This is a genomic window from Mesorhizobium sp. M1396, from assembly GCF_040317725.1.
Taxonomy (GTDB): Bacteria; Pseudomonadota; Alphaproteobacteria; order Rhizobiales; family Rhizobiaceae; genus Mesorhizobium.
On the sequence record NZ_JAMYLA010000025.1, the window covers coordinates 41,783 to 64,566 of the forward strand.

General features: G+C 64.4%; 24 protein-coding genes. 15 read left to right on the plus strand and 9 right to left on the minus strand.

The window, feature by feature from the left end; genetic code table 11:
• Positions 1-83 precede the first annotated feature (83 nt).
• The 5 genes from NKH02_RS17795 (at position 84) to NKH02_RS17815 (ending at position 4,414) form a co-directional block, all read left to right on the plus strand.
• Positions 84-281, plus strand: a complete 198-nt coding sequence (locus NKH02_RS17795) for a hypothetical protein (RefSeq protein WP_013528634.1) — start codon at positions 84-86, stop codon at positions 279-281.
• A 113-nt stretch (positions 282-394) separates the two neighbouring features.
• Complete coding sequence (locus NKH02_RS17800; RefSeq protein ID WP_352880362.1) at positions 395-1,744, plus strand: PQQ-dependent sugar dehydrogenase; 1,350 nt, start codon at positions 395-397, stop codon at positions 1,742-1,744.
• A 115-nt stretch (positions 1,745-1,859) separates the two neighbouring features.
• A complete protein-coding gene (locus NKH02_RS17805) occupies positions 1,860-2,477 on the plus strand; it encodes a LysE family translocator (protein ID WP_352880364.1) in 618 nt (205 codons plus the stop codon).
• Positions 2,478-2,676: 199 nt separating this feature from the next.
• On the plus strand, positions 2,677-3,657 hold the full coding sequence (gene cysK / locus NKH02_RS17810; protein ID WP_352880366.1) for a cysteine synthase A: 981 nt from the start codon (positions 2,677-2,679) through the stop codon (positions 3,655-3,657).
• Positions 3,658-3,787: 130 nt separating this feature from the next.
• Positions 3,788-4,414 (plus strand): glutathione S-transferase family protein, encoded by a 627-nt coding sequence (locus tag NKH02_RS17815; protein WP_352880367.1) that lies wholly within the window; start codon positions 3,788-3,790, stop codon positions 4,412-4,414.
• A gap of 21 nt (positions 4,415-4,435) precedes the next feature.
• On the opposite strand, the gene NKH02_RS17820 is transcribed toward NKH02_RS17815, so the two are convergent.
• Positions 4,436-5,680 (minus strand): RNA polymerase sigma factor, encoded by a 1,245-nt coding sequence (locus NKH02_RS17820; protein WP_352880369.1) that lies wholly within the window; start codon positions 5,678-5,680, stop codon positions 4,436-4,438.
• Between the two features lie 7 nt (positions 5,681-5,687).
• Positions 5,688-6,056 (minus strand): YciI family protein, encoded by a 369-nt coding sequence (locus tag NKH02_RS17825; RefSeq protein ID WP_352872385.1) that lies wholly within the window; start codon positions 6,054-6,056, stop codon positions 5,688-5,690.
• A gap of 261 nt (positions 6,057-6,317) precedes the next feature.
• Here NKH02_RS17825 and NKH02_RS17830 point away from each other — a divergent pair, with 261 nt between their 5' ends.
• The 3 genes from NKH02_RS17830 (at position 6,318) to NKH02_RS17840 (ending at position 9,916) form a co-directional block, all read left to right on the plus strand.
• Positions 6,318-7,277: a TAXI family TRAP transporter solute-binding subunit gene (locus NKH02_RS17830; protein ID WP_352872386.1), complete on the plus strand. Its 960-nt coding sequence runs from the start codon at positions 6,318-6,320 to the stop codon at positions 7,275-7,277.
• A 159-nt stretch (positions 7,278-7,436) separates the two neighbouring features.
• Positions 7,437-9,536 (plus strand): TRAP transporter permease, encoded by a 2,100-nt coding sequence (locus tag NKH02_RS17835; protein WP_352880370.1) that lies wholly within the window; start codon positions 7,437-7,439, stop codon positions 9,534-9,536.
• Entirely contained in the window at positions 9,533-9,916 is a 384-nt protein-coding gene (locus tag NKH02_RS17840; protein ID WP_352880372.1) for a DUF1850 domain-containing protein, read from the plus strand. Before NKH02_RS17835 ends, NKH02_RS17840 begins: the two co-directional genes overlap by 4 nt.
• Before the next feature lie 321 nt (positions 9,917-10,237).
• Here NKH02_RS17840 and NKH02_RS17845 read toward each other — a convergent pair whose 3' ends face one another.
• Entirely contained in the window at positions 10,238-10,378 is a 141-nt protein-coding gene (locus NKH02_RS17845; RefSeq protein WP_013528645.1) for a hypothetical protein, read from the minus strand.
• Positions 10,379-10,754: 376 nt separating this feature from the next.
• Between NKH02_RS17845 and ku the strand changes: the two genes are divergently transcribed.
• Both ku and ligD read left to right on the plus strand, forming a co-directional pair.
• The gene (gene ku, locus NKH02_RS17850; protein WP_352880374.1) at positions 10,755-11,609 is read left to right on the plus strand and encodes a non-homologous end joining protein Ku; all 855 of its coding nucleotides are present in this window, start codon (positions 10,755-10,757) and stop codon (positions 11,607-11,609) included.
• Positions 11,610-11,621: 12 nt separating this feature from the next.
• Positions 11,622-14,135 (plus strand): DNA ligase D, encoded by a 2,514-nt coding sequence (gene ligD / locus NKH02_RS17855; RefSeq protein ID WP_352880375.1) that lies wholly within the window; start codon positions 11,622-11,624, stop codon positions 14,133-14,135.
• Positions 14,136-14,147: 12 nt separating this feature from the next.
• Here the strand turns inward: ligD and NKH02_RS17860 are convergent, their stop codons facing one another.
• A complete protein-coding gene (locus tag NKH02_RS17860) occupies positions 14,148-14,822 on the minus strand; it encodes an ArsR/SmtB family transcription factor (protein ID WP_352880376.1) in 675 nt (224 codons plus the stop codon).
• A 68-nt stretch (positions 14,823-14,890) separates the two neighbouring features.
• Here NKH02_RS17860 and NKH02_RS17865 point away from each other — a divergent pair, with 68 nt between their 5' ends.
• The 3 genes from NKH02_RS17865 (at position 14,891) to NKH02_RS17875 (ending at position 15,866) form a co-directional block, all read left to right on the plus strand.
• Entirely contained in the window at positions 14,891-15,106 is a 216-nt protein-coding gene (locus tag NKH02_RS17865) for a DUF1127 domain-containing protein (protein WP_352880378.1), read from the plus strand.
• A gap of 86 nt (positions 15,107-15,192) precedes the next feature.
• The gene (locus NKH02_RS17870) at positions 15,193-15,525 is read left to right on the plus strand and encodes an NIPSNAP family protein (RefSeq protein WP_352880380.1); all 333 of its coding nucleotides are present in this window, start codon (positions 15,193-15,195) and stop codon (positions 15,523-15,525) included.
• Positions 15,522-15,866, plus strand: coding sequence for an antibiotic biosynthesis monooxygenase family protein (locus NKH02_RS17875; RefSeq protein WP_352880382.1), 345 nt, complete (start codon positions 15,522-15,524; stop codon positions 15,864-15,866). The genes NKH02_RS17870 and NKH02_RS17875 overlap by 4 nt, the downstream gene beginning before the upstream one ends.
• Before the next feature lie 40 nt (positions 15,867-15,906).
• Here NKH02_RS17875 and mbfA read toward each other — a convergent pair whose 3' ends face one another.
• Positions 15,907-16,890, minus strand: a complete 984-nt coding sequence (mbfA, locus tag NKH02_RS17880) for an iron exporter MbfA (RefSeq protein ID WP_352880383.1) — start codon at positions 16,888-16,890, stop codon at positions 15,907-15,909.
• A 166-nt stretch (positions 16,891-17,056) separates the two neighbouring features.
• On the opposite strand from mbfA, the gene NKH02_RS17885 reads away from it, so the two are divergent.
• Both NKH02_RS17885 and NKH02_RS17890 read left to right on the plus strand, forming a co-directional pair.
• Positions 17,057-17,380 carry a hypothetical protein gene (locus NKH02_RS17885; protein ID WP_352880385.1) on the plus strand — a complete coding sequence of 108 codons (324 nt, stop codon included), beginning with the start codon at positions 17,057-17,059 and terminating at the stop codon, positions 17,378-17,380.
• 396 nt (positions 17,381-17,776) lie between these two features.
• Positions 17,777-18,760, plus strand: a complete 984-nt coding sequence (locus tag NKH02_RS17890) for a threonine/serine dehydratase family protein (RefSeq protein ID WP_352880387.1) — start codon at positions 17,777-17,779, stop codon at positions 18,758-18,760.
• Between the two features lie 279 nt (positions 18,761-19,039).
• Here NKH02_RS17890 and NKH02_RS17895 read toward each other — a convergent pair whose 3' ends face one another.
• From NKH02_RS17895 to NKH02_RS17910, 4 genes are read right to left on the minus strand one after another with little or no spacing between them, the layout of a single operon-like run.
• Positions 19,040-20,176 (minus strand): ABC transporter permease, encoded by a 1,137-nt coding sequence (locus tag NKH02_RS17895; RefSeq protein WP_352880389.1) that lies wholly within the window; start codon positions 20,174-20,176, stop codon positions 19,040-19,042.
• Complete coding sequence (locus NKH02_RS17900) at positions 20,173-21,093, minus strand: ABC transporter ATP-binding protein (protein ID WP_352880391.1); 921 nt, start codon at positions 21,091-21,093, stop codon at positions 20,173-20,175. Before NKH02_RS17900 ends, NKH02_RS17895 begins: the two co-directional genes overlap by 4 nt.
• A complete protein-coding gene (locus NKH02_RS17905; protein WP_352880393.1) occupies positions 21,090-22,043 on the minus strand; it encodes an HlyD family secretion protein in 954 nt (317 codons plus the stop codon). Before NKH02_RS17905 ends, NKH02_RS17900 begins: the two co-directional genes overlap by 4 nt.
• A 13-nt stretch (positions 22,044-22,056) precedes the next feature.
• The gene (locus NKH02_RS17910) at positions 22,057-22,737 is read right to left on the minus strand and encodes a CerR family C-terminal domain-containing protein (protein WP_352880395.1); all 681 of its coding nucleotides are present in this window, start codon (positions 22,735-22,737) and stop codon (positions 22,057-22,059) included.
• Positions 22,738-22,784 lie beyond the last annotated feature (47 nt).

Consider the following 22,784-nt stretch of genomic DNA (forward strand, 5'->3'; position numbering starts at 1 on the left):
GTGTATTGATATTCCGGGGATGCCGGCCTGACCTGAATCTCAGCACCTTAGATCCAAACCTAAGGCCTCCGAGGAGAAAAAGAATGGCGCTCGAAGAATTCAAAGCCCGGATCAGCCTGCTACTCGAGGAGATGGTCAACCAGCCGGAAGACCAGCACGAGATCCAGGAGCAGTTGCGTGAAAAACTGCGGGAAATGCGCGCCATGGGCCTGCCGCTGCCGGCCGATCTCGTCGAACTGGAAAAACGTCTCGACGACGATTTCTACGCCGCTGGGACCTGAGGCAAAAAACCTCCGCTTTCACTTCAACTGATCGTGTGCCGCGGAACAACAGACGAAACCGCTCGTTTGCCCCTTTGCGGCCGTTCATTGTGTGACCGGGTTTGGAGGATTGAATGATCCGATTGGCCGGGCTGGCCATCTCCGCCGCGGTGTTTCTCACCGCCGCTGCATTCGCCCAGCAGGCGGAGCCCGTATTGAAAGGTGCCGCCGCCTTCGGCGACTGGCGTGCCGACAGGCCGGGTGTGCGCCGCCTGATCAAGCCGAACGATCTGCCAAAGCCCGACGTCACCAATTCCGCCTCCAACAGCGCCGGCCTCGCCGAAAGACCGGCAGGCGCCAAGCCGAAACTGCCGCCGGGCTTTTCGGCCGAGCTGATCGCGTCGGGCATCGACAATCCGCGCGTCGTGCGCGTCGCGCCGAACGGCGACCTGTTCGTCGCCGACAGCGAGGCCAACCAGATCCGCGTCTACCGCCTCGCCGACGGCAGTGCCAAGCCCACCGAGAAAGGCATCTTTGCCGGCAATCTCAACCAGCCCTATGGCATTGGCTTCTATCCTCCGGGCAACGACCCGCAATGGGTCTATGTCGCCAACAGCGACAGCGTGGTGCGCTTTGCCTATCGCAATGGCGACCTGAAGGCATCAGGCGATCCGGAGGCCATCGTCGACGACATCCCTTCAAGTCATCACTGGACCCGCGATATCGCTTTCTCGCCGGACGGCAAGACGCTTTATCTATCGGTCGGGTCTGGTTCGAACGCCGCGCAGGATATGGGCAACGAACCGGAAGGCGGCCTCGACGCCTGGGCGAAGTCGCAGCCGCTCGGCGCTGCCTGGGGTCCCGAGGATGGCCGCGCGGCTGTGCTGGCTTTCGATCCCAACGGCAAGAACGGTCGCATCGTCGCCACTGGCCTGCGCAACTGTTCGGGCATGGCCGTGCAGCCGGCGACCGGCGCGCTGTGGTGCGTCGTCAACGAACGCGATGCGCTCGGCGACAATGTGCCGCCGGAATATGCGACCGTGGTCAAGGAGGGCGCCTTCTATGGCTGGCCCTGGTACTATATCGGCAACAACGAGGATCCGCGCCACAAGGGCGCGCGCCCCGATCTTGCCGGCAAGGCGACCATTCCCGACGTGCTGATGCAAGCACATTCGGCGCCGCTCAACATCGCCTTCTACGAAGGGAAGAACTTTCCGTCCGAATACAAGGGCGACGCCTTTGTCGCTCTGCACGGCTCATGGAACCGTGGCAACAGGACCGGCTACAAGGTGGTGAGATTGCTGTTCAGCGACGGCAAGCCGACCGGCGAATACGAGGATTTCATCGCCGGCTTCGTCGTCTCCAACGGCGAGGTCTGGGGTCGGCCGGTCGGCGTGGCGGTGGCGAAGGACGGCGCGCTGATCGTGACCGAGGACGGCAACGGCACCATCTGGCGCGTCACCCATGACGGCGGTCGCTCCTGAGCGCAAATTCGCATGCCGGCGTGGTGCAATCGAATTCGGGGGCAGGGAATTCACGTCTGGCGGACTTTGTGCGATAGGAAGCTGCGACAACAGCGTCGCGCGCAAGGCCGCAACCATGACCCTCACCGGATTCCTCGCCTACAGTGCCGCCCTCGGCATCGCCGCCGCCATTCCTGGTCCCGGCGTCACCGCGCTCGTCGCGCGTGCGCTCGGCTCCGGCTTCCGCTCATCCCTGGCGATGTCCTTTGGCCTGATGGTTGGCGACCTCACCTATCTGACCGCCGTGGTGCTCGGTCTCGCCTTCGTGGCGCAGACCTTCGGCATGGTTTTTCTCGCCATCAAATGGCTCGGTGTCGCTTACCTCGCCTTCCTCGGCTGGCGCTTCTGGAACAGCGGCATCACGCTCGAGACGGTCGAGGCGAAGAAGGGCAAGGGCGGGCTGCTGTCGAGCTTCCTTGCGGGCCTGACCGTCACGCTCGGCAATCCGAAGACGATGATCTTCTACCTCGCGATCACGCCGACCATCGTCGACCTGAAGACCATCACACTGATCGATTACGGCATTCTCGTCGCGCTGACGGTCGTCGTGCTTCTGGTGGTGCTGGTGCCGTATCTGGCGCTGGCGGCCAAGGCGCGTTGGTTCCTGAAGTCGCCGCGCGCGCTCAAGGCGCTGAACCGCACCGCCGCCGGCTTCATGGTCGGCGCCGCCGCGGCGATTGCCGCCCGGCAATAGGGGGCTTTTCGGCCAAAGTATTTCGTAAACAGGCCTTTTCGCGAAATGCTTTTCCGGGGGCGCGACGTTTTCGACACAGGTCCCACTCGGATATTTTCAGCCGACAGTCTATCTTGCGCGGCCGAAGGCCCTATCTTGCCGGCTTGAATTCCATTTGCCTGAAATTCTCCACTTGCCTGAAATTCTGGGAGCGAAACCAATGAACAAGCCCGTCACCTCTGCCCGTGTACCCGGTCGCGGCCGTGTCTACGATTCCATCACCGATACGATCGGCGACACGCCCCTGGTGCGGCTCGACAAGTTCGCTCGGGAAAAGGGCATCGTCGCCAATCTGATCGCCAAGCTCGAATTCTTCAATCCGATCTCCTCGGTCAAGGACCGCATCGGGGTGGCGATGATCGAGGCGCTGGAGGCAGCCGGCAAGATTTCTCCCGGCAAAACCACGCTGATCGAACCGACGTCGGGCAACACCGGCATAGCGCTTGCCTTCGCCGCCGCCGCCAAGGGCTACAAACTGATCCTGACGATGCCGGAAACGATGTCGATCGAGCGCCGGAAAATGCTGGCGCTGCTTGGCGCCGAGCTGGTGCTGACCGAGGGCCCGAAAGGCATGAAGGGCGCCATCGCCAAGGCCGATGAACTGGCCGCGACGATCCCCAACGCGATCATCCCGCAGCAGTTCGAGAACCCCGCCAATCCGGAAATCCATCGCACGACGACGGCCGAGGAAATCTGGAACGACACGCATGGCGAGGTCGATATCTTCGTCGCCGGCATCGGTACCGGCGGCACCATCACCGGCGTCGGCCAGGTGCTGAAGAAGCGCAAGCCCTCGGTGCATGTCGTCGCGGTCGAGCCGGACTCCTCACCGGTTCTGTCGGGTGGCCAGCCCGGCCCCCACAAGATCCAGGGCATCGGCGCCGGCTTTGCGCCCAAAATCCTCGACACGACGATCTATGACGAGATCGTCACGGTGTCGAACGAGGATTCGGTCGCAAATGCCCGCCTCGTCGCCCGACTCGAAGGCGTACCGGTCGGCATCTCGTCGGGCGCCGCCCTGCAGGCGGCCATCGTCGTCGGCTCGCGGCCGGAAAACAAGGGCAAGAACCTGGTCGTGGTCATCCCGTCCTTCGCCGAGCGCTATCTGTCGACCATCCTGTTCGAGGGGCTGGGCTCGTAGTCCTACGCTTCTTCGCGACTAGGCTGGCCCGCTGAAAAAAGTCCCTCGTGGCGCCAGCCACCGGCTTGAGCGGCACCCTGCTTCCGGTTCATATCCCACCGGTCCGCCTTTCGCGGCCCGGGAGGATTTCATGTACAAGCTCTACACTCGTCCGGGCAGCGGCGGCTTCGTCGTCGAGGCGGCGCTGGCGATGGCGAACGCGCCGTTCGAGCAGATCGACGTGCCGAAGACGGACCGGCCCGATCCGGCCTTCCTCGACATCAGCCCCTTGAACCAAGTGCCGGTGCTGACGTTGCCGGACGGAAGCTCGATGACCGAATCGGCGGCGATCTGCATCCTGCTTGCCGAGCGTCATCCCAATGCCAGCCTGGCGCCGGCGGCCGACGCGCCTGCCCGCGCCGACTTCCTCCGCTGGATGGCCTTCATGTCATCAGTGCTCTATCCGGCGATCCTACGGCTTTACTACGCGCATCGTTACACGACCGATGCCGAAGGCACCAACGCGGTCAAGCAGGCAGCCGTCGCCGAGATGGACCGCGGCTTCGGCGTCCTCGATGCCTCTCTCGAAGGCCGTGACTGGCTGGTCGGCGACCGAATGTCGCTCGCGGACATCTACCTCGCCATGCTGGTGGCCTGGCATCCCGACGCCGAAAGGGCGCGGGCGGCCTGGCCTGATATGGAGCGTCTGTGGTCGAAGCTGCGCGAGCATCCCCTGATGAAGACGCTCAACACATCGCATGAGATGTGGCCAGGCTGAACTGACGGCCGTTAGCGAGGCTCAATTTTTGAGCGCTGCCCTTTTGCCCTGCAGGAACCGGCGCACCGCTGGGTCGCGCTCCAGGCCGATCGCCCTGTCATAGGCTTCGCACGCCCGCGGTGCCTGGCCGAGCCTGGCCAGGAGACCGGCGCGGGCTGCCCAATAGGGCTGATACTCATCAAGCCGCTTGTCGTCGCCCAGCACGTAGAGGGCCGCCAGTCCAGCCACGGCACCCTCGGCCTCGGCGATCGCCACCGCGCGGTTGATCGCTACCACCGGTGATCCTGCGATCGAAAGCAGCGCGTCGTAGAGCTCGCGTACCGCCACCCAGTCGGTGCGGCCGGTCAGCCGTCGTGCCGCATGTGCGGACTGAACCGCCGCCTCAAGCTGGTAGCGGCCGATGACGCCCATGGTGGCGGCGCGGCGGAGCAGGGATTCCGCTTCGTCGACCAAAGCGCCATCCCACAGCGTATGATCCTGCTCGGCCAGCGGAACATAATCTCCGGCCGCATCGCGCCGTGCCGCGCGCCGCGCCTCGGCGAACAGCATCAGCGACAGCAGGCCCAGCGCCTCGGGCTCTTCCGGCATCAGCGAAGCCATCAGGCGGCCGAGCCAGATGCCTTCGCTGGCCAGATTGCGGCGCCGCGTTTCGGTGCCCGCGGGATCGGACCAGCCTTCTGCGAAGGCGGCGTAGATCGCTTCCAGCACCGCATCCAGCCTTTCGCCGAGTTCGGTCCGGTCTGGAACGCGGAACGGAATGCCGGTTTCACGGATGCGGTTCTTGGCGCGCACCAGGCGCTGGCCCATCGTTGCCGGTGACACCAGGAAGGCGGAGGCGATCGTTGCCGCGTCGAACCCGAGCACGGTCTGCAGGATCAGCGGCGAACGAATGCCGGGCTCGATTGCCGGATGGGCGCAGGCGAACATCAGCCGCAGCCGTTCGTCGGGAAGGTCTTCGTCGGTCATGCGCGCCTCCATCTCCTCGGCAATCAGCTTGAGATGCTCGCGGCCGGCCTCGCTGGTCAGCCGCCGCCGCACCGCATCGACGCGGCGCCGCCTTGCCACCGCCAGCAGCCAAGCTTCCGGCTTTTCGGGCACGCCGGTTCGTGGCCAGCGTTCGAGCGCCGCGGCAAAGGCGTCAGCCAGCGCGTCCTCGGCGGCGGCCACGTCACGCGTGCGCGCCGCGAGCCAGGCGACCAGCTTGCCGTAGCTTTGCCGGGCGGCGGTTTCCGCCGCCGCCCAGGCGATCTCCGGGCGACTGTCCATCACCTCGTCATTTCTTGGGCATGTAGTCGGCCATTTCCCAGATCGGCCGCAACTCGACCGTGCCGGTGCTGGCCGCCGGACAGCGTGCCGCCCATTCGATGGCTGTATCGATGTCGGCCGCCTCGATCATGTAGAAGCCGGCAAGCTGCTCCTTGGTGTCGGCATAGGGGCCGTCAATCACGTTGGTCTTGCCGTCAGCGATCCGCACCGAGGTGGTTGCCTGGGTCGGGCGCAGCCTTTCGCCAGCCAGCCACGCACCGGATTTCTTCAACGCTTCGGTATAGGCGCCATAGGCCGCGCTCATCTGCTGGGCCTTCTCGATCGGCGTGTTCGCCAATGCGGCTTCGTCGTTATTGATCAAAATCATGTATCGCATGGTCTTCTCCCGTTGTTTCGAAGGCCGCTTCGTTGCGAGCCGGACGTATGTCGCGCGGCAGCGCGCGATTTCGACAGGCAGCTCAAAAAAACTTTCGGCTGCGCTGGCTTTTTGCGCAAGCCGCCATCTGTTTCCCGATCCCTCAACCGTTCGTCCAACGAGCACAATTGCGGGTTGGCATTTGCGGCTCGCTGTCTAAACTCGCTCCGGTTCGCACCTGGGAGGCGGTGCGGTCGTCGATATTTTCAGGGAGGAGATCCGATGTTCCATTTCAGAACGAAATTCGTTGCGGCCGGCGCCGTGGCGCTCTCGCTTGGCCTGGGCGCTGTCTCAGCCAAGGCACAGGAATTCATCAACGTGCTGACCGGCGGCACGTCCGGTGTCTATTATCCGCTCGGCGTCGCATTGTCTGAAATCTACGGCAAGGGCATCGAAGGCGCGCGCACCCAGGTGCAGGCGACCAAGGCTTCGGTCGAAAATCTCAATCTGCTGCAGCAGGGCAAGGGCGAGATCGCCTTTGCGCTCGGCGATTCCGTCAAGCTGGCCGCCGAGGGCAACACCGAGGCCGGATATCCAGGCAAGCTCGACAAACTGCGCGGCATCGCCGCCATCTATCCCAACTACATCCAGATCGTCGCCAGCAAGGAATCCGGCATCAAGACGCTGGCCGATCTCAAGGGCAAGAGCCTGTCGGTCGGCGCGCCAGCCTCCGGCACCGAGCTCAACGCGCGCGCCATCTTCGCCGCCGCCGGGCTGAAATACGAGGATCTCGGCCGCGTCGAATATCTGCCCTTCGCCGAATCGGTCGAGCTGATCAAGAACCGCCAGCTCGACGCCACGCTGCAATCGGCCGGGCTCGGCGTCGCCTCGATCCGCGACCTCGCCACCTCCGTGCCGATCAACGTCGTTGCCGTGCCAGAGCAGGACGTCGCCAAGATCGGTGCGCCCTATCTTTCGGTGGTCATTCCCAAGGGCACCTATGAGGGCCAGAGCGAGGATGTCGCCACCGCCGCCGTCGGCAATTTCCTCATCACCCGCGCCGATGTCTCCGATGAAACCGCCTATCAGATGACCAAGCTCCTGTTCGAGCATCTCGACCAGCTTGCCGCGGCGCATGCGGCCGCCAAGGCGATCGACCCGGCCAAGGCGCTCGACGGCATGCCGGTGCCGCTGCATCCGGGGGCTGAGCGGTATTACAAGGAGAAGGGGCTGCTGAAGTAAGCGCCTTTCCCTCCCCTTGAGGGGAGGGTGGACAGCCGCCGAAGGCGGGTGGACGGGTGGGGTCGGTCCAGGCCGCGCACTGCCGCAATGACCCCGCCCGCCTCGCTTCGCTCGGCCCTGCCCTCGAGGGGGAGGGAAAGCACCGCCAGGAACCCGCCAATGACTGACGTCCATCCGAAAACCCCGACCGTGCTTGCGCCCGCCGAAGAGCAGGTAGAAGGCCTGCCGCCGGGCTTCGGCGAAGGGCTCGCCGGTAAGGCCGCCTTTCTCATCGCCGTCGCCTTTTCCGTGTTCCAGATTTACGTCGCAGCCTATGGCAGCATTCCGAGCCAGGTGGTGCGGGCCATGCATGTCGGCTTCCTGCTGCTGCTCGGCTTCGGCCTGATCGCCAATCTGCGCGCCACCAGCGTGCCGGCGAAAGCCGCGTTCTGGACGCTCGGCGCGCTCGGCTTCGGCACCGGCCTGTACAATTGGGTGTTCTATACCGACCTCATCCGCCGCTCCGGCTTCCTGACCACGCCGGACCTTATCGTCGGCGCCGTGCTGGTGGTGCTGGTCTTCGAGGCCGCGAGGCGGCTGATGGGTTTGCCGCTGGCGGTCATCGCCTTCATCTTCCTCGCCTACTGCTTCGTCGGCAATCATCTGCCGCCGCCGCTGACCCATCGCGGCTATGATTTCGCCCAACTCGTCGACACCTTCGCCTATGGCACCGAAGGCATCTACGGCACGCCGATCTATGTTTCAGCCGCCTACATCTTCATCTTCGTCGTCTTCGCCGCCTTTCTCGAACGCGCCGGCATGATCGCATTGTTCAACGATTTCGCGCTGGGCCTTGTCGGCACATGGCGCGGCGGCCCGGCGCAGGTCTGCGTGCTGTCCTCGGCGCTGATGGGCACCATTTCCGGCTCGGGCGTCGCCAATGTGGTAGCCAGCGGCCAGTTCACCATCCCGTTGATGAAGCGCTTCGGCTTCCGCTCGGCTTTCGCCGGCGCCGTCGAGGCGACCTCCTCGATGGGCGGCCAGATCATGCCACCGGTGATGGGCGCGGTCGCCTTCATCATGGCCGAAACGCTGAACGTGCCCTATGCCGAAGTGGTCAAGGCGGCGATCATCCCGGCGTTGCTCTATTTCGGCGCCTGCTTCTGGCAGGTGCATCTAGAAGCCGGCAAGGCCGGCCTGCACGGCATGGCGAAGGCGGACCTGCCCAACCCGTGGGACGCGGTGAAACAGCACTGGCCGCTGGTGCTGCCGCTCGCAGCCCTCATCTATCTTTTGTTCGCCGGCTATACGCCGATCTTCGCGGGCACGATGGGCCTGGCGCTGACCATCGTGCTCATCCTCGGCACGCCGCTGGCGGCGGCGATCGGGCCGCTCGCCTTCCGCATCGTGTTCTGGTTGGCCCTCGGGCTTGCGGCGGCTTCGTTCATGAAATTCGGCGTCAACCTCCTCGGCCTCGTCATCGCCGCGCTGGTCGTCGCCTGCTTCACCTCTAGGGGCGGCCGCGAAACGCTGCGGATCTGCGTCGATTCGCTCGCCGAAGGCGCCAAGAACGCACTGCCGGTCGGCATCGCCTGCGCCATCGTCGGCATCGTCATCGGCACGCTGACGCTGACCGGCATCGCCTCGACCTTCATCGGCTGGATCATCTCGATTGGCGAGGACAATCTTTTCCTGTCGCTGGTGCTGACCATGGTCACTTGCCTGGTGCTCGGCATGGGCATCCCGACCATTCCCAACTACATCATCACCTCGTCGCTGGCCGGGCCGGCGCTTTTGTCGCTTGGCGTGCCGCTGCTGGTCAGCCACATGTTCGTCTTCTATTTCGGCATCATGGCCGACCTGACGCCGCCGGTGGCGCTGGCCGCGTTTGCCGCGGCACCGATGGCCAAGGAAAGTGGCCTCAAGATCGGCATCCAGGCGACCAAGCTTGCCATTGCCGGCTTCGTCGTGCCGTTCATGGCGGTCTACACGCCGGCGCTGATGCTGCAGGATGCCGGGCCGATCGCCGCCCAGTTCGGCTATCCGGTCGAGGTCGCCTACATCGTCGCCAAGGCGTGCATGGGCATAATGCTGTGGGGTGCCGCCGCCGTCGGCTTCCTCGTCAGGCGCATGGCGTGGTGGGAGCGCCTGCTGGCCTTCGCCGCCGGCGTGCTGCTGGTCGCCGCGGTACCGCTCACCGACGAGGCCGGCTGGGCGCTGTCGCTTGCCTGGATCGGCTGGCATTGCTGGCGGACGCGGCAGGCGTCGATCTCCGCATGAGCCTGTGCATCCTGGCCGCCGGCAAGACGGTGACGCTCTCGGTTGCCGCCTTCACGCTGTCCTGGACCCATTCGGTGGAACGGACGCGCTGGCAGGAGGACTGGAAGCTGACGCCTTCCGGCCTGCAGGTGGTCGAGGCGCGGATCGAAGGTTCTGGCGCCGGCATGGAACCTCCGGAAGGCGCGGTGCTGAAAGACGGCTGGTGGATTTATACGCCTGATGTCGGTCCGCAGCGGCGCGTCGTGCTCGCTGCCTCGGGTGCCACCGGCGACGGCTGGACGCTGTGTACGGTTCAGGGCTGCCGTGAACTGGGCAGGGCGGCTGGCGCCTCCATTGTGCTGGAACCGTGCGGGTCGGACGGCACGAGCCAGCCGCGATAGCGCACGATCAATCCGGTGAGCGGAGGGAGCCTGACCACCATGCCCACGAAACCGGAGCACAGAACGCAGGACGCCATCGAAAACGATGAGGATGGCGTGCGTCGTTGGATATTTCGGAGGGACGATCCGACTTGGGACGGTCGGTCACGCTGGCCTCGGCTGTCCTATGACACTAAGCCAGCCAGCAATGGCATCAAAGCCGTGGCGATGTCGCACGCCGCCTGTCGACGAAAGCGGGACGCTCGGCGCGATAGGTGGTGGCGCGGGTAGAGGCGGCGGGCCTGCAAATCCGGCTGTCGTGGCGATTTTCGAAAGCCATGATCAGTGCGCGCCCAGCGAATTGCCGCGACGGGCGCAGGCCGGGCCGGGGCCGCGCATGTAATAGCGCTCGGGCCGATAGGTCGGCGCGACGAATTCGCGGATGGCGGCGGCATAGCCGATGAGGTGCGCGAGGAAGTTCATTTACTTGGTCCCTGTCCCGATTTTCGGATGTCCCTTCCGAATTGCGGTCATCATAGCGTCGAGGCGTGAATAGTCGGTGAACGTGATGTTAATATCTGGTCAAAAATGCCTTGCTTCGTGGCTGGAATGCGGCTGATTCGGGGTCTTTCCGTGCAGTTGGTCGGCATTCCGGCCAATGTGACTTTTGCATCACATATGTTTCGTTTGAATGTCGCCTGCGCGCGGTTCTGTTTCAACTTTTGCCGCGCCCGCGAAATTTCCGTGCTTGGCGCCTCGGCGCCGCAAACCGACCTGGACCTCCATTCGTCGCGCGATGGCGGAACTGGAGCGGGCTCTGTCCGTTCTCACCCTCATCGGGTCGTGGAAGGGAAAAGTCATGGCGCCGCGTCCAGCCTGGAAGGGCTATCTGAAGCTGTCGCTGGTCACCTGTGCCGTCGAGCTGACCAATGCCATCAGCCACGCCGAGAAGGTCTCGTTTCGGGTGCTGAACCGCAAGACCGGCAACACGGTGAAGCGCATCTATGTCGATTCCGAAACCGGCAAGCCGCTCGGTGACGGCGATGAGATCAAGGGCTATGAGGTCGACGACGGCGAATTCCTTCAAATCGAGGAGGACGAGATCGAGGCTGTGCGGATCGAAGCATCGCATACGCTGGCTCTCGACGGGTTCGTCGACAAAGCCTCGATCCAGCAGATCTATCTCGACACGCCCTACTATGTCACGCCGGCCGACAAGGTGTCGGAAGAGGCGTTCGCCGTCATCCGCGATGCCATGGCAGGCAAGAAGATGGCCGGGCTGGCGCGCATCGTGCTCTATCAACGCGAGCGCCCCGTGGTGATCGAACCGCTCGACATGGGCATGGTGCTGACGACGCTGCGCTACGACACAACGGTGCGCGAGCCCGACACGGTGTTCGGCGACGTCAAGGCGGTGAAGACCGATCCGGAGATGACCGAGCTGGCCGAGCTGATGATCGACAAGAAGAAAGCGAAGTTCGATCCAGCGGAATTCGAGGACGAATACGAGAACGCGCTGCTCGAGCTGGTCCGCGCCAAGAAGGCGGGCAGAAAGGCGCCCAACGCCAAGGCGGCGCCCAAACCCTCCAATGTCGTCAATCTGTTCGACGCGCTGAAGAAGAGCCTGTCGTCGGATGGCGACTCAACGAAGGCTTCGGCGAAGGCCAAACGCGCCAAGCCGAAAGCCGGCGCGCCCAAGCGCAAATCGGCCTGAGGACACGAAGCGATGGCCAGCCTCGAACAGTATCATTCCAAGCGCGATTTCAGGAAGACCGCCGAGCCGGCCGGCAAGGTTTCTCGCGACACCAAAGCCAAGGCCGGCGGCATCTTCGTCATCCACAAGCACGCCGCGACGCGGCTGCACTACGATTTGCGCCTCGAGCATGACGGCGTGCTGTGGAGCTGGGCGGTGACGCGCGGCCCGAGCCTCGACCCGCATGAGAAGCGGCTGGCCGTGCATGTCGAGGATCATCCGATCGACTATGCACCGTTCGAAGGCACAATCCCCAAGGGCGAATATGGCGGTGGTTCGGTGATCGTCTGGGACGAAGGCACCTGGGTCCCCGAGATCGACCCGGCCAAGGCGATGAAGAAGGGCCATATCAGCTTCGAGCTCAAGGGGCACAAACTGCACGGCCTTTGGCATCTGGTGCGGCTGAAGCCGCGCGCGGGTGAAAAGCGCGACAACTGGCTGCTGATCAAGTCGGACGATGCCGCCGCGCGTCCCGGCGAGGACATTCTGACGGAAGCGCCGGAATCGGTGAAGTCGGGCCTGACGATCGAAGAGGTCGGCGAAGGCAAGACCGCCAAGGGCCAGAAGCCAAAGGTCTGGCATTCCAACAAGCCGGCCGCCGGCAAGGCGAAGGCCGGGAGCACGAAACTCGATTTTATCGAGCCGCAGCTCGCCACGCTGGAGCGGGAAGCACCGCCGGGCAAGGACTGGCTGCACGAGGTGAAGTTCGACGGTTATCGCATGCAGGCGCAAATCGCCGGCACGGAGGTGCGGCTGCTGACCCGCACCGGTCTCGACTGGACAGAGAAGTTCGGCGGAGAGATCGTCGCGGAACTCGCCGGGCTGAAATGCAGCGACGCCATCATCGATGGCGAGGTCGTCGTGCTGGCCGATAACGGCGTGTCTTCCTTCGCGCTGCTGCAGGCCGATCTCTCAGCGAAGCGGACGGACCGCTTCCTCTACTATGTCTTCGACATGATGCGCCTCGATGGCGAGGATTTGCGCCGGGCACCTCTGGTCGAGCGCAAGCAGGCCCTGCAGGAGCTGCTCGGCAAGCAGTCCGAGAATCCGGCGGTGCGTTTCAGCGACCATTTCGCCGAACCCGGCAAGATCATGCTGGAGCATGTCTGCCGCATGGGGCTGGAAGGCGTCGTCTCCAAGCGCGCCGATGCGCCGTATCGCAGCGGGCGCGGCCCCACCTGGGTGAAGTCGAAATGCACGGCGCGGCAGGAATTCGTCATCGGCGGTTATCTACCGTCGGACAAGACCGGGCGGGGGTTGCGCTCGATCCTCGTCGGCTTCCACGAGGGTGGCAAACTGCATTATGCCGGACGTGTAGGCACCGGCTTCTCCGGCAAGGGCGCCACCGACTTGAAGGCAAAGCTCGATGCGCTGACGGCAAAATCATCGCCCTTCGCCGCAGCCGTGCCGAAGGGCAAGGGACTGGTCTGGGTGAAGCCGGAACTTGTCGGCGAAGTGGAGTTTCGCAGCTGGACGTCCGACCGTATAATACGCCACGCCTCGTTCCAGGGATTGCGCGAGGACAAGCCGGCGGAGGAAGTCGTGCAGGAAAAGCCGAAGGCGGCGACGGGCAAAGGCCCAGCCAAGGCCAAGCCGCCGGCCGGCAGTGCCGCCAAACCCGCCGGGTCGATGACCACCACGGTCAAACTCTCGCATCCCGACAAGCTGCTGTGGCCGGACGAAAAAATATCCAAGCAAGGGCTGCTCGACCACTACGCGCAGGTATGGCCGCGCATGGAGCAATTCATCGTCAACCGGCCGCTCAGCCTGGTGCGAGCGCCGGACGGCATTGGCGGCCAGCGCTTCTTCCAGAAGCACGCCTCGGCCGGCATGAGCGACAAGATCGCGCGCATGAAGGACCCGACCGACGGCGAGGAGATACTGTTCATCCAGGATTTCGACGGCGTTGCGGCGCTGGTCCAGTACGGCGTGGTCGAGATCCACATCTGGGGCTGCACCGTCGACAGACTGGAGCAGCCGGACCAGATCATCTTCGATCTCGATCCCGATGAAGGCGTCGACGTGAAGGCGGTGCGCGAGGCGGCACTCGATATCAGAGGCAAGCTCGACGAGCTGTCGCTGCCGAATTTCGTCAAGACATCCGGCGGCAAGGGCTACCATGTGCTGGTGCCGCTGAAGCCGTCGGCGGATTGGGAGGCGGTTAAACCGTTCGCCCATGATTTTGCCCGCGCGCTCGAACAGGGTGCCCCCGACCGCTACACGGCGACGCTGTCGAAGAAGGCGCGCACGGGAAAGATCTTCGTCGACTATCTGCGCAACGGCAGGGGCTCGACGACGGTCGCGCCTTATTCGTCACGCGCCAAGAGGGGCGCCACCGTGTCGATGCCGGTGACCTGGGCCGAGATCGAGGCCGGGCTGGCGCCGAACGCTTTCCCGATCGGCGACAAGACGACGATGAAGCAGCTGGCGCAAGCCGATCCGTGGGCAGATTTCTTCAAGCAGGGCAAGGTGCTGAAGCGGGGCTAGGACTTCGCCCGCTCAGGCTAGAAACACCTTCTCGAAAGCCTGCTTGCCCGAGGGCGAGAAGATGACCGCGCGGCTGTCCTTTTCGCGGCGCGCCCATTTTTCCAAAAAGATCTTGTCGAGGATGGCGGCGCCCAGCGTGCCGGCGAGGTGCGAGCGCCGGACGCTCCAGTCGAGGCAGGCGCGGCATACCGGCCGGCGCGGCTTGGTGTAGACATCGATGCCGATAGCGGCGAAATGCGATGCGGCCGCCGGCCCGAGCCTGATTTCCTTGTCGTCGCGGACCAGGACGTTTTTTGCGACAAGGCGATCGAGCATCGCCACCGCCTGCTCGCCGGCGAGGTGATCGTAGCAGACGCGCGCGACCCGCATCGCTCCGTCGCGGGGACCCGGTCGCACGCGCTTTGGGCCAACGGCTTCCGCGACGCCGGTGATGGCTTCGATCATGCCCGCCACCTGCGGTCCGGCGAGACCGTAATAGCGATGCCGACCTTGGCTCGCCACCGTGAGCAGCCCGCCTTCCATCAGCTTGCCCAGATGCGAGCTGGCGGTCGGCAGTGACACACCGGCCTCGAGCGCCAGTTCGCTCGCCGTCAGCGCCGTGCCACCCATCAGCGCATTCAGCATGTTCGCCCGTGCTGGATCGCCGACCAGACTGGCGATGCGGGCTATGTCGGGTCCTTCACGCATAGTTCGTTCTCCGTCGAAGCATTCTTGTCAGATAACCACTATTCTCCAGGCAGATCAAGGAGACGACGATGACCGCGCGAACCGCTTCCCCCTCAGCACCGCTTCCCAGCCGTCAATCGTTCCCGTTCGTCACCTGGCTGCGTTCGCGGCTGCTGGCCCGCTGGTATGACCGCCATTTGCAGCGTCTCGACCTTGCCGAGATCGACGACCATTTGCTGCGCGACCTTGGCCTGACGCCGCAAGACGTGCGCCGCGAATGCGCGAAATCCTTCTGGCAAGCGTGACCGTCACCCCGATTGCCTAGCAGACCAGGCGGCACAATGTATCGACGCTGCTCGAACTATCGATGCGAAAACCCAAGGAGACCACCATGACCATCACCTGTTTCATCCGCTACGAGATCGACCCGTTCGGCAAAGCCGCCTTCGAGGAGTATGCGCGCAACTGGGGCCAGGCCATTCCGCGCTGCGGCGCCGATTTGATCGGCTGTTTCGCGCCGCATGAGGGCTCGGCCACGACCGCCTATGCCGCCTACAACATCGACAGCCTGGCGGCCTACGAAGCCTACCGGGCGCGCCTTGCCGCCGATCCCGCCGGCAAGGCAAACTATGAGTTCGCCAAGCGCGAAAGATTTATCCTGAAGGAGGACCGCATGTTCCTGAAACACGTCTCGGGACCGCACGCGAAACTGGTGCTGCCGTGATTGCCGTCATCTTCGAGGTCGAGCCGGCGTCAGGCAGGCGCGATGCGTATCTGAGCATCGCCGCCGACTTGCGGCCGCTGCTCGACGGCATCGACGGCTTTCTCTCCATCGAGCGCTTCCAGAGCCTGGTCGACCCGAACCGCATCCTGTCCCTGTCGTTCTGGCGCGATGAGGATGCGGTGGAGGCCTGGCGCAACACCGAGGAACACCGGCAGGCGCAGAAGGCCGGCCGCGGCGGTATCTTTGCCGGCTACCGTCTGCGCATCGCGCATGTGGTGCGCGATTATGGACTGACAGAGAGGGACGAGGCGCCGGCGGACAGTCGGGCGGTGAATGGGTGAGTGGTTCTTCCTTTTCCCCCTGTGGGACAAGGAAAGAACACTAGGCATTCCCGATCAGCACACCCGCCGCGAACACCAGGGCGCCGCCCAGCACCACCTGGAAGGCGGCACGCAGGAAGGGCGTCTGCATGTAGCGGTTCTGGACGAAGGCAATCGCCCACAGTTCGAAGAACACCACGACTGCCGCGACACCTGTCGCCGTCCAGAAATGCGGGATGAGATAGGGCAATGCGTGGCCAAGGCCACCCGCCGACGTCATGACGCCGGTGGTGATGCCGCGTTTTACCGGCGAACCACGGCCCGACAGTTTGCCGTCGTCGGAAGCCACTTCGGTGAAGCCCATCGAAATGCCGGCGCCGATCGAGGCGGCAAGCCCGACCAGAAAGGTCTGCCAGGTGTCATGCGTGGCGAAGGCGGCGGCGAAGATCGGCGCCAGCGTCGACACAGACCCGTCCATCAGCCCGGCAAGCCCCGGCTGCACATAGGTGAGGATGAACTGGCGCTGCTCGGCGGCGGCCTCTTCGTCCTTCACTTCACCCGGCACGTGCTTCTGCTCCAGGCGCTGCGCCAGCGTCTCATGACCCTGTTCCGCCAACGCCAGATCGTCGAGCAGTTTCCGGGTCGAGGCATCCGTGGTGCGCTTGGCCGCCTCGACATAGAACAGATAGGCCTGCCGCTCCATCGCTTCGGCCTGGCTGCGCACGTGCTCGATGCCAAGCGGCCGGATCAGCCAGTCGGGCTTGCGCTCGTAATAACCCTTCACATGTTCGCGCCGGATCAGCGGAATGCGCTCTCCGAACCGCTCGCGGAAAAGCTCGATCAGCGCGTCGCGATGGCCGTCCTCCTCCTCGGCCATCTCCTCGAACACTTTTGCCGATTGCGGGAAGTTCTCCGTCAGACCGTCGGCGTAGGCGCGATAGATGCGTCCGTCATCCTCCTCGGACGAAATGGCCAGAGCCAGGATCTCCTGTTCGGAGAGCGATTCGAAGGGACGGCGGCCGAAGCCGAAGACGCGGGAAAGCATGAGGAATTCACCCTAGTTTAGAATAGTTCTAAACTATGGTTTGAGATGCCTTCGGTCAATTGCGTGCGGTCAAGAATTGTTGAAGCCCGCGCGCGTACCAAGGCCTTCATTATCAGTGAATGTTTACCTATATGGGTGAGCCAAGCCAAGAACAAGGAGCCGGCAGATGACGGCAAAACAGCCTCCGCATCCCTATGATCCCAAGCCCGTTCTCGATCTCATCGCCAGCATCGAGGCCGATCTGCAGCGCCTGAAAGGCCTGGTCGAGCAGCAGATCGAGAAATTCGACCCCGCCAATCCGCACAACAAGGCGCCTGACGGCAAACTGACCGAGGAAGGCGTCGAGTGCTGCTACCGCATGTTCGACGAAGGCAAGTCGCGCTATTCGGTCGCCCAGCAAATGAAAATCTCCTTTGCCGCCGCCACGCATCGGTTCAACAACTGGCGCAAGCTGGGCGGGAGCAAGAGGCAGCGGACGCTGTTGGGGTGAGAGCCCGGTTCGCCGCAGGCGAATTGAAAGGTCCGGTGGACCTTTCAAAGGGCTCGAACCGGGGAGCTGCCGTAGGCAGCGGGCTCCCGGCTGAGCGCTCGACCGCCAGATGTCGGCGGGACAGCACCCCCCTCTGGCCTGCCGGCCATCTCCCCCGCAAGGAGGGAGATTGGCAGTTTCGACTTCGGCGCTTCTCTTGTCGACGTTGGAAGTTGGCGAGAGTGTTCGTGACGTCTAATCTCCCCTGAGAGGGAGATGGCCGGCAGGACAGAGGGGGGCGTGCAGCGGCGGCGTTGCCGCCCCGCCAAACTTTGTAACGGTCACATTTTTTCATTGGTGCGCCACGTTTGTTTGCGCGCATCATGCGAGGATACCGTCTCTTCCACTGGACCTTACATGACCGCCATAACCCCTCCCGGCATCGCCGATATCCACCGCGCTGCAGCCCGGCTTGCCGGCTTGATCGTCGAAACCCCGTTGATCGAATCGCAGGAGCTGAATAAGCGCTTCGGCGCCCGCATACTGTTCAAGCCGGAGACACTGCAGCGCACCGGCTCGTTCAAGTTCCGCGGCGCCTACAACAAGCTGTCGTCGCTCAGCGAAGAGGAACGCAGCCGGGGCGTCGTCGCCTTCTCGTCGGGCAACCATGCGCAAGGCGTCGCGGCGTCGGCGGCGATGTTCGGCGTCAAGGCGGTCATCGCCATGCCGGCCGACGCGCCGGCGATGAAGATCGCCAATGTCCGCAAGATGGGGGCGGAGGTGGTGCCGTTCGACCGTTTTCGCGACGACCGCATGACCGTGATCCGCCCCTATCTCGAAAAGGGCATGGTGCTGGTGCCGCCCTTCGACGACCCGGCCATCATTGCCGGCCAAGGCACGATCGGCCTCGAATTGATGCGCCAGGCAAAAGCGCTTGGCGTCAGCCTCGACGCGGTCGTGGTACCCTGCGGCGGTGGTGGCCTGTCGAGCGGCATTTCCGTCGCCGTCAAGGACGTCTCGCCCGACACCGCGGTCTGGGCGGTGGAACCCGAGCACTTCGACGACACCCGCCGTTCGCTGGTCGCGGGCACCAGGGTTTCGAACGAGCCGGGCCACGCCTCGATCTGCGATGCGATCCTGACCGCCGAGCCCGGCCTGATCACCTTCGAGATCAATCGCAGGAACCTCACTGGTGCCATCGCCGTCTCCGACAAGGCGACGGCCCAGGCGATGCGCGATGCCATGGCCTATCTCAAGCTGGTGGTCGAGCCCGGCGGCTGCGTCGCGCTGGCCGCGCTGTCATCGGGCGAGATCGAGCTATCAGGCAAATGCGTTGCCGTGGTGCTGTCGGGCGGCAATGTCGATTTCGGTACTTATGCCGGGATCATGGCGGCGGCATAGCTGGTTCCGAAGAATTGCAGCGGCGCAGAATGATAGCCGCAGCGATCCTTCACACCCCCCTCTGCCCTGCCGGGCATCTCCCCCGCAAGGGTCCGCAAGGGGGAGATTGGCAATTTCAAACGCCCAGCTTATTCCTGCAACGGTGGCGATCGGCGAAAGCCGAGATGACAGCCGATCTCGCTCCTTGCGGGGGAGATGGCCGGCAGGCCAGAGGGAGGTGCTGTCCCGCCGGCTTCCAAGACTTCCGCGCTGCAAAAGCACCTGACGCTCACGCGGCGTCTAATCCAGCGTCCGCCTGAACCGCACCAGTGCGACGCCGGCAAACAATGCCACGAACACCAACAGCCAGCCGATCTCCGTTGCGACCGCCGGCAGTTGGGCGCCCTTCAGCATCACCGCGCGGATGATGCGCAGGAAATGCGTCAGCGGCAGGATCTCGCCGAACATCTGCGCCCAGCCCGGCATCCCGCGATAGGGAAACATGAAGCCGGACAGCATGATCGACGGAAGGAAGAAGAAGAAGGTGAGCTGCAGCGCCTGCATCTGCGTGCGGGCGATGGTGGAGATCGTGTAGCCGAGCAGCACCAGCGCCAGCACGAAGATCAGCACGGCGGTGAGCAGCAGCGATATCGAGCCGGTGAAGGGGATGGCAAACAGAAGCTTCGCCGCCGCCAGCACCACCACCACCTGAACGGCGCCGACCGCCAGATAGGGCAGCACCTTGCCCAGCATGATCTCGAGCGGGCTCGACGGCATCGCCAAGAGGTTCTCCATGGTGCCACGCTCGGTCTCGCGCGTCAGCGCGATCGAGGTCATCATCACCATCGTCATCTGCAGGATGACGCCGAGCAGGCCGGGCACGATGTTGTATTGCGAGATGCCTTCGGGATTGTAGCGCCGGTGCACCACCACTTCGAGCTGGCCAAGCGCCGCCTCGGCGGCCGCCTCCTGCATGCCGCGCGCCCGAAGCAGCGCCTGGCTGGCGACGGTGCCGAGCGTCGAGATGGCGCCGCTGGCGACGGCCGGATCGGTGGCGTCGGCCTCTATCAGGATCCGCGGACTGTCGCCGCGTTCGACCCGCCGAGCGAAGTCGGCGGGGATGGTGACGACGAAGGCGACATCGCCACGCGACATCAGGAACTCCGCATCGGCAGCACTTTGCGAGACATGGTCGAAACGGTAGTAGCCCGTGGTCTGCAACGCCGAGACCATGGCCCGCGTGTAGGGGTCACTGCTTGTTGCCACGAGTGCCGCCGGCAGGCTTTTCGGATCATTGTTGATGGCGTAGCCGAACAGCACCAGCTGCATCAGCGGCACGCCGAGCATCATGGCAAAGGTGATGCGGTCGCGCCGCATCTGGATGAACTCCTTGATCAGCAGGGCGCCAAGCCGGGCGAAGGAAAAGACGCTGTTCATGCCATGTTGTCCTTCGAGCCGGACATGAACTGGATGAAGACATCCTCGAGGCTGGTTTCACCAGGCGAAACTTTCACGCCCTTGTGCTGCTTTTCGATATCGGCGAGTGCCGCCTCCAGCTTCTTTTTGTCGGAGCCGACGACATGCAGCGTCGCGCCGAACGGCGCCACCTGGTCGACACCGGGGCGCCCCTGCAGCACTTCCGCGACTTGGTCGAGGCGCGGGCCTTGCAGGACGAACGTGGTCAGCCCGGCATTCCTGACCACTTCGGCGACGGTGCCGGTGGCCAGCATCTTGCCGTAGGAGATGTAGCTGATGCGGTGGCAGCGCTCGGCCTCGTCCATATAGTGGGTGGAGACCAGCACGGTCAGCCCGCCGCTGGCGAGGCGATGGATCTCGTCCCAGAACTCGCGCCGTGCCTTCGGATCGACGCCCGCCGTCGGCTCGTCGAGCAGCAGCAATTTCGGCTGGTGCATGATGCAGGCGGCCAGCGCCAGCCGCTGCTTCCAGCCACCCGACAAGGTGCCGGCCAGCTGGTCGCGGCGCGTCGCCAGGCCGAGGTCTTCAAGCGTCCTGGCGACATGTTCTTCGACCGGCCTCAGCCTGTAGAGCCGCGCCACGAATTCGAGATTCTCGCCGATCGTCAGATCCTCGTAGAACGAGAATTTCTGCGTCATGTAGCCGACTTCGCGTTTGATGCGCAGGCTGTCGGTGCGGATGTTGAAGCCGAGCACCGTGCCTTCGCCCTCGTCGGGTGTCAGCAGGCCGCACATGATGCGGATGGTGGTGGTCTTGCCCGAACCGTTTGGCCCGAGAAAACCGACGATCTCGCCTTCGGCGACCGTCATCGTCACATGGTCGACGACGGTCTTGTCGCCAAAACGCTTGACCAGGCCATGGACGTCGATGACATTCATTTTGCGCTGTCCGCCAGATCGACATCGACGATCTGGCCCGGCTGCAGCGGGCCGGCATCGCCCTCCGGCCGCGCCTCGACGAGGTAGACCAGCTTCTGCCGGTTCTCCAAGGAATAGATCACCGGCGGGGTGAATTCGGGATCGGGCGAGACGTAGCTGACACGTGCCTTCACATCCGGGCCGCAGCCGTCGCAATGGACGCCGAGCAAGGTGCCGACCTTGACCGAGGAGAAGGCGCTCTCCGGAATGTAGACGCTGAGCTTTACCGCTCCGTCGGGCAGGATCGAGATGACCGGCGCGGTCGGGCCGGCGGTGTCGCCCGGATTGCGGATGACGTCGTTGACGCGGCCTGGCGAGGGTGCTGCCAGCACGCGCTTCGATAGCCGCCACCGCGCCTGCTCCAGCGTCGCCTGCGCCTGCTTGACCTGATTGTCGGCGGCCTTGATGGTCTCCGGGCGGGCCGGCAGGCCGCCGACGGCGAGGTTGGCGGTGGCCTGGCCGACCTGCGCGTTGGCGGTCTCCAGCGTCGCCGACGCGGTGTCGAAATCGGCCTGCGTGCCGGCGCCGCGCTTGAACAGATCGGCGGCGCGGTCGAATTTGCGCTTGGCGTCGGCGGCCTGGGCGCTGGCCATGTCGAGCTCCGCCCTGAGCACCGCGATCTCTTCCGGCCGCTTGCCGATCTGCAGGTCGGCCAATTGCGCCTGCGCCTGGGCGAGGCCGGCCTCGGCCTGCGCCACCGCGATCCTGGCATCGGCACTTTCCAGCGTCACCACGGTCGTGCCGGGCACCACACGATCGCCGCGCTTGACCATGACGGTCTCGACCTGCGCCACCTCGATCGGCGCCAGCAGCACATAGTCGCCCTCGACATAGCCGACGGCCAGCGGCGCAGCCGGGGCACAGGCGCTGAAAAGCTGCGCGGCGAGCGGCAGCGAACACAAAAAGCTCATGGTCTTTGCCTCTTCATCCTTGCCTCTTCCGGGCAGCCAGTATGGCCTTGAGATTGCCCGATGTGGCCGCCACCACCTTGGCGGCCTCGGCGGCGCCGATGTCGTGCCAGCCCATGCGGCGCATCACCGCCTCGCGACCGATGCGGAAATAGATGACCTGGCCGATCAGCGTGAACACGGTAAGCCTTGCAGCCTCGCTTTCGGCCGGCTCGCCCGTCGCCTGTTCCCAGAGCTGGCACAGCCGGCGGTGCGTCGGCTCGAAAACGCCGTCATAGATGCGGTCAAGCGCTGCCGTCGGATGGGAGAGCTCGCGCAACAGGAACTGCACGATCTCGCCGGCCTGCGGACTTGCCACGACAAAGCCGACCATTCGTTCCAGAGCCGCGAAGAGCTGCATTTGCGCCGCCTCGGGACTGCCCGTCGCGGTTGCCTGCATATTGCCGAGCGCCTGGCCGGCAACCGTCTGGATGGTTTCGACGATAAAGTCGGCGGCAGCGGTGCGAAGACCCTCCTTGCCGCCGAAATGATAGGCGATCGAGCCGATATTGGCGTGCGCCTCCGCGGCGATCTCGCGCGTCGAGGTGCCGTCAAAACCCTTTCGGCCGAACAGTTTCAGCGCCGCCTGCACAAGAGCGGCGCGCGTCATCTCGGTGGGCTCGCGGCGAGGGCTTTTGGGGTCGGACGACTTTGTCATGACCTCTATTTAATCAATCGATTGATTAAAGTCAATCCGTGAGCACC

Coding starts and splice junctions, on each gene's coding strand:
- NKH02_RS17895 (WP_352880389.1), bottom strand. CDS start 20,176: ATGAACAGCGTCTTTTCCTTCGCCCGGCTTGGCGCCCTGCTGATCAAG.
- NKH02_RS17910 (WP_352880395.1), bottom strand. CDS start 22,737: ATGACAAAGTCGTCCGACCCCAAAAGCCCTCGCCGCGAGCCCACCGAG.
- NKH02_RS17900 (WP_352880391.1), bottom strand. CDS start 21,093: ATGAATGTCATCGACGTCCATGGCCTGGTCAAGCGTTTTGGCGACAAG.
- NKH02_RS17860 (WP_352880376.1), bottom strand. CDS start 14,822: ATGCGTGAAGGACCCGACATAGCCCGCATCGCCAGTCTGGTCGGCGAT.
- NKH02_RS17905 (WP_352880393.1), bottom strand. CDS start 22,043: ATGAGCTTTTTGTGTTCGCTGCCGCTCGCCGCGCAGCTTTTCAGCGCC.
- NKH02_RS17805 (WP_352880364.1), top strand. CDS start 1,860: ATGACCCTCACCGGATTCCTCGCCTACAGTGCCGCCCTCGGCATCGCC.
- NKH02_RS17815 (WP_352880367.1), top strand. CDS start 3,788: ATGTACAAGCTCTACACTCGTCCGGGCAGCGGCGGCTTCGTCGTCGAG.
- NKH02_RS17835 (WP_352880370.1), top strand. CDS start 7,437: ATGACTGACGTCCATCCGAAAACCCCGACCGTGCTTGCGCCCGCCGAA.
- cysK (WP_352880366.1), top strand. CDS start 2,677: ATGAACAAGCCCGTCACCTCTGCCCGTGTACCCGGTCGCGGCCGTGTC.
- NKH02_RS17800 (WP_352880362.1), top strand. CDS start 395: ATGATCCGATTGGCCGGGCTGGCCATCTCCGCCGCGGTGTTTCTCACC.
- NKH02_RS17840 (WP_352880372.1), top strand. CDS start 9,533: ATGAGCCTGTGCATCCTGGCCGCCGGCAAGACGGTGACGCTCTCGGTT.
- NKH02_RS17795 (WP_013528634.1), top strand. CDS start 84: ATGGCGCTCGAAGAATTCAAAGCCCGGATCAGCCTGCTACTCGAGGAG.
- mbfA (WP_352880383.1), bottom strand. CDS start 16,890: ATGCTTTCCCGCGTCTTCGGCTTCGGCCGCCGTCCCTTCGAATCGCTC.
- NKH02_RS17825 (WP_352872385.1), bottom strand. CDS start 6,056: ATGCGATACATGATTTTGATCAATAACGACGAAGCCGCATTGGCGAAC.
- NKH02_RS17845 (WP_013528645.1), bottom strand. CDS start 10,378: ATGAACTTCCTCGCGCACCTCATCGGCTATGCCGCCGCCATCCGCGAA.
- NKH02_RS17820 (WP_352880369.1), bottom strand. CDS start 5,680: ATGGACAGTCGCCCGGAGATCGCCTGGGCGGCGGCGGAAACCGCCGCC.
- NKH02_RS17870 (WP_352880380.1), top strand. CDS start 15,193: ATGACCATCACCTGTTTCATCCGCTACGAGATCGACCCGTTCGGCAAA.
- NKH02_RS17830 (WP_352872386.1), top strand. CDS start 6,318: ATGTTCCATTTCAGAACGAAATTCGTTGCGGCCGGCGCCGTGGCGCTC.
- NKH02_RS17865 (WP_352880378.1), top strand. CDS start 14,891: ATGACCGCGCGAACCGCTTCCCCCTCAGCACCGCTTCCCAGCCGTCAA.
- NKH02_RS17890 (WP_352880387.1), top strand. CDS start 17,777: ATGACCGCCATAACCCCTCCCGGCATCGCCGATATCCACCGCGCTGCA.
- NKH02_RS17885 (WP_352880385.1), top strand. CDS start 17,057: ATGACGGCAAAACAGCCTCCGCATCCCTATGATCCCAAGCCCGTTCTC.
- ku (WP_352880374.1), top strand. CDS start 10,755: ATGGCGCCGCGTCCAGCCTGGAAGGGCTATCTGAAGCTGTCGCTGGTC.
- ligD (WP_352880375.1), top strand. CDS start 11,622: ATGGCCAGCCTCGAACAGTATCATTCCAAGCGCGATTTCAGGAAGACC.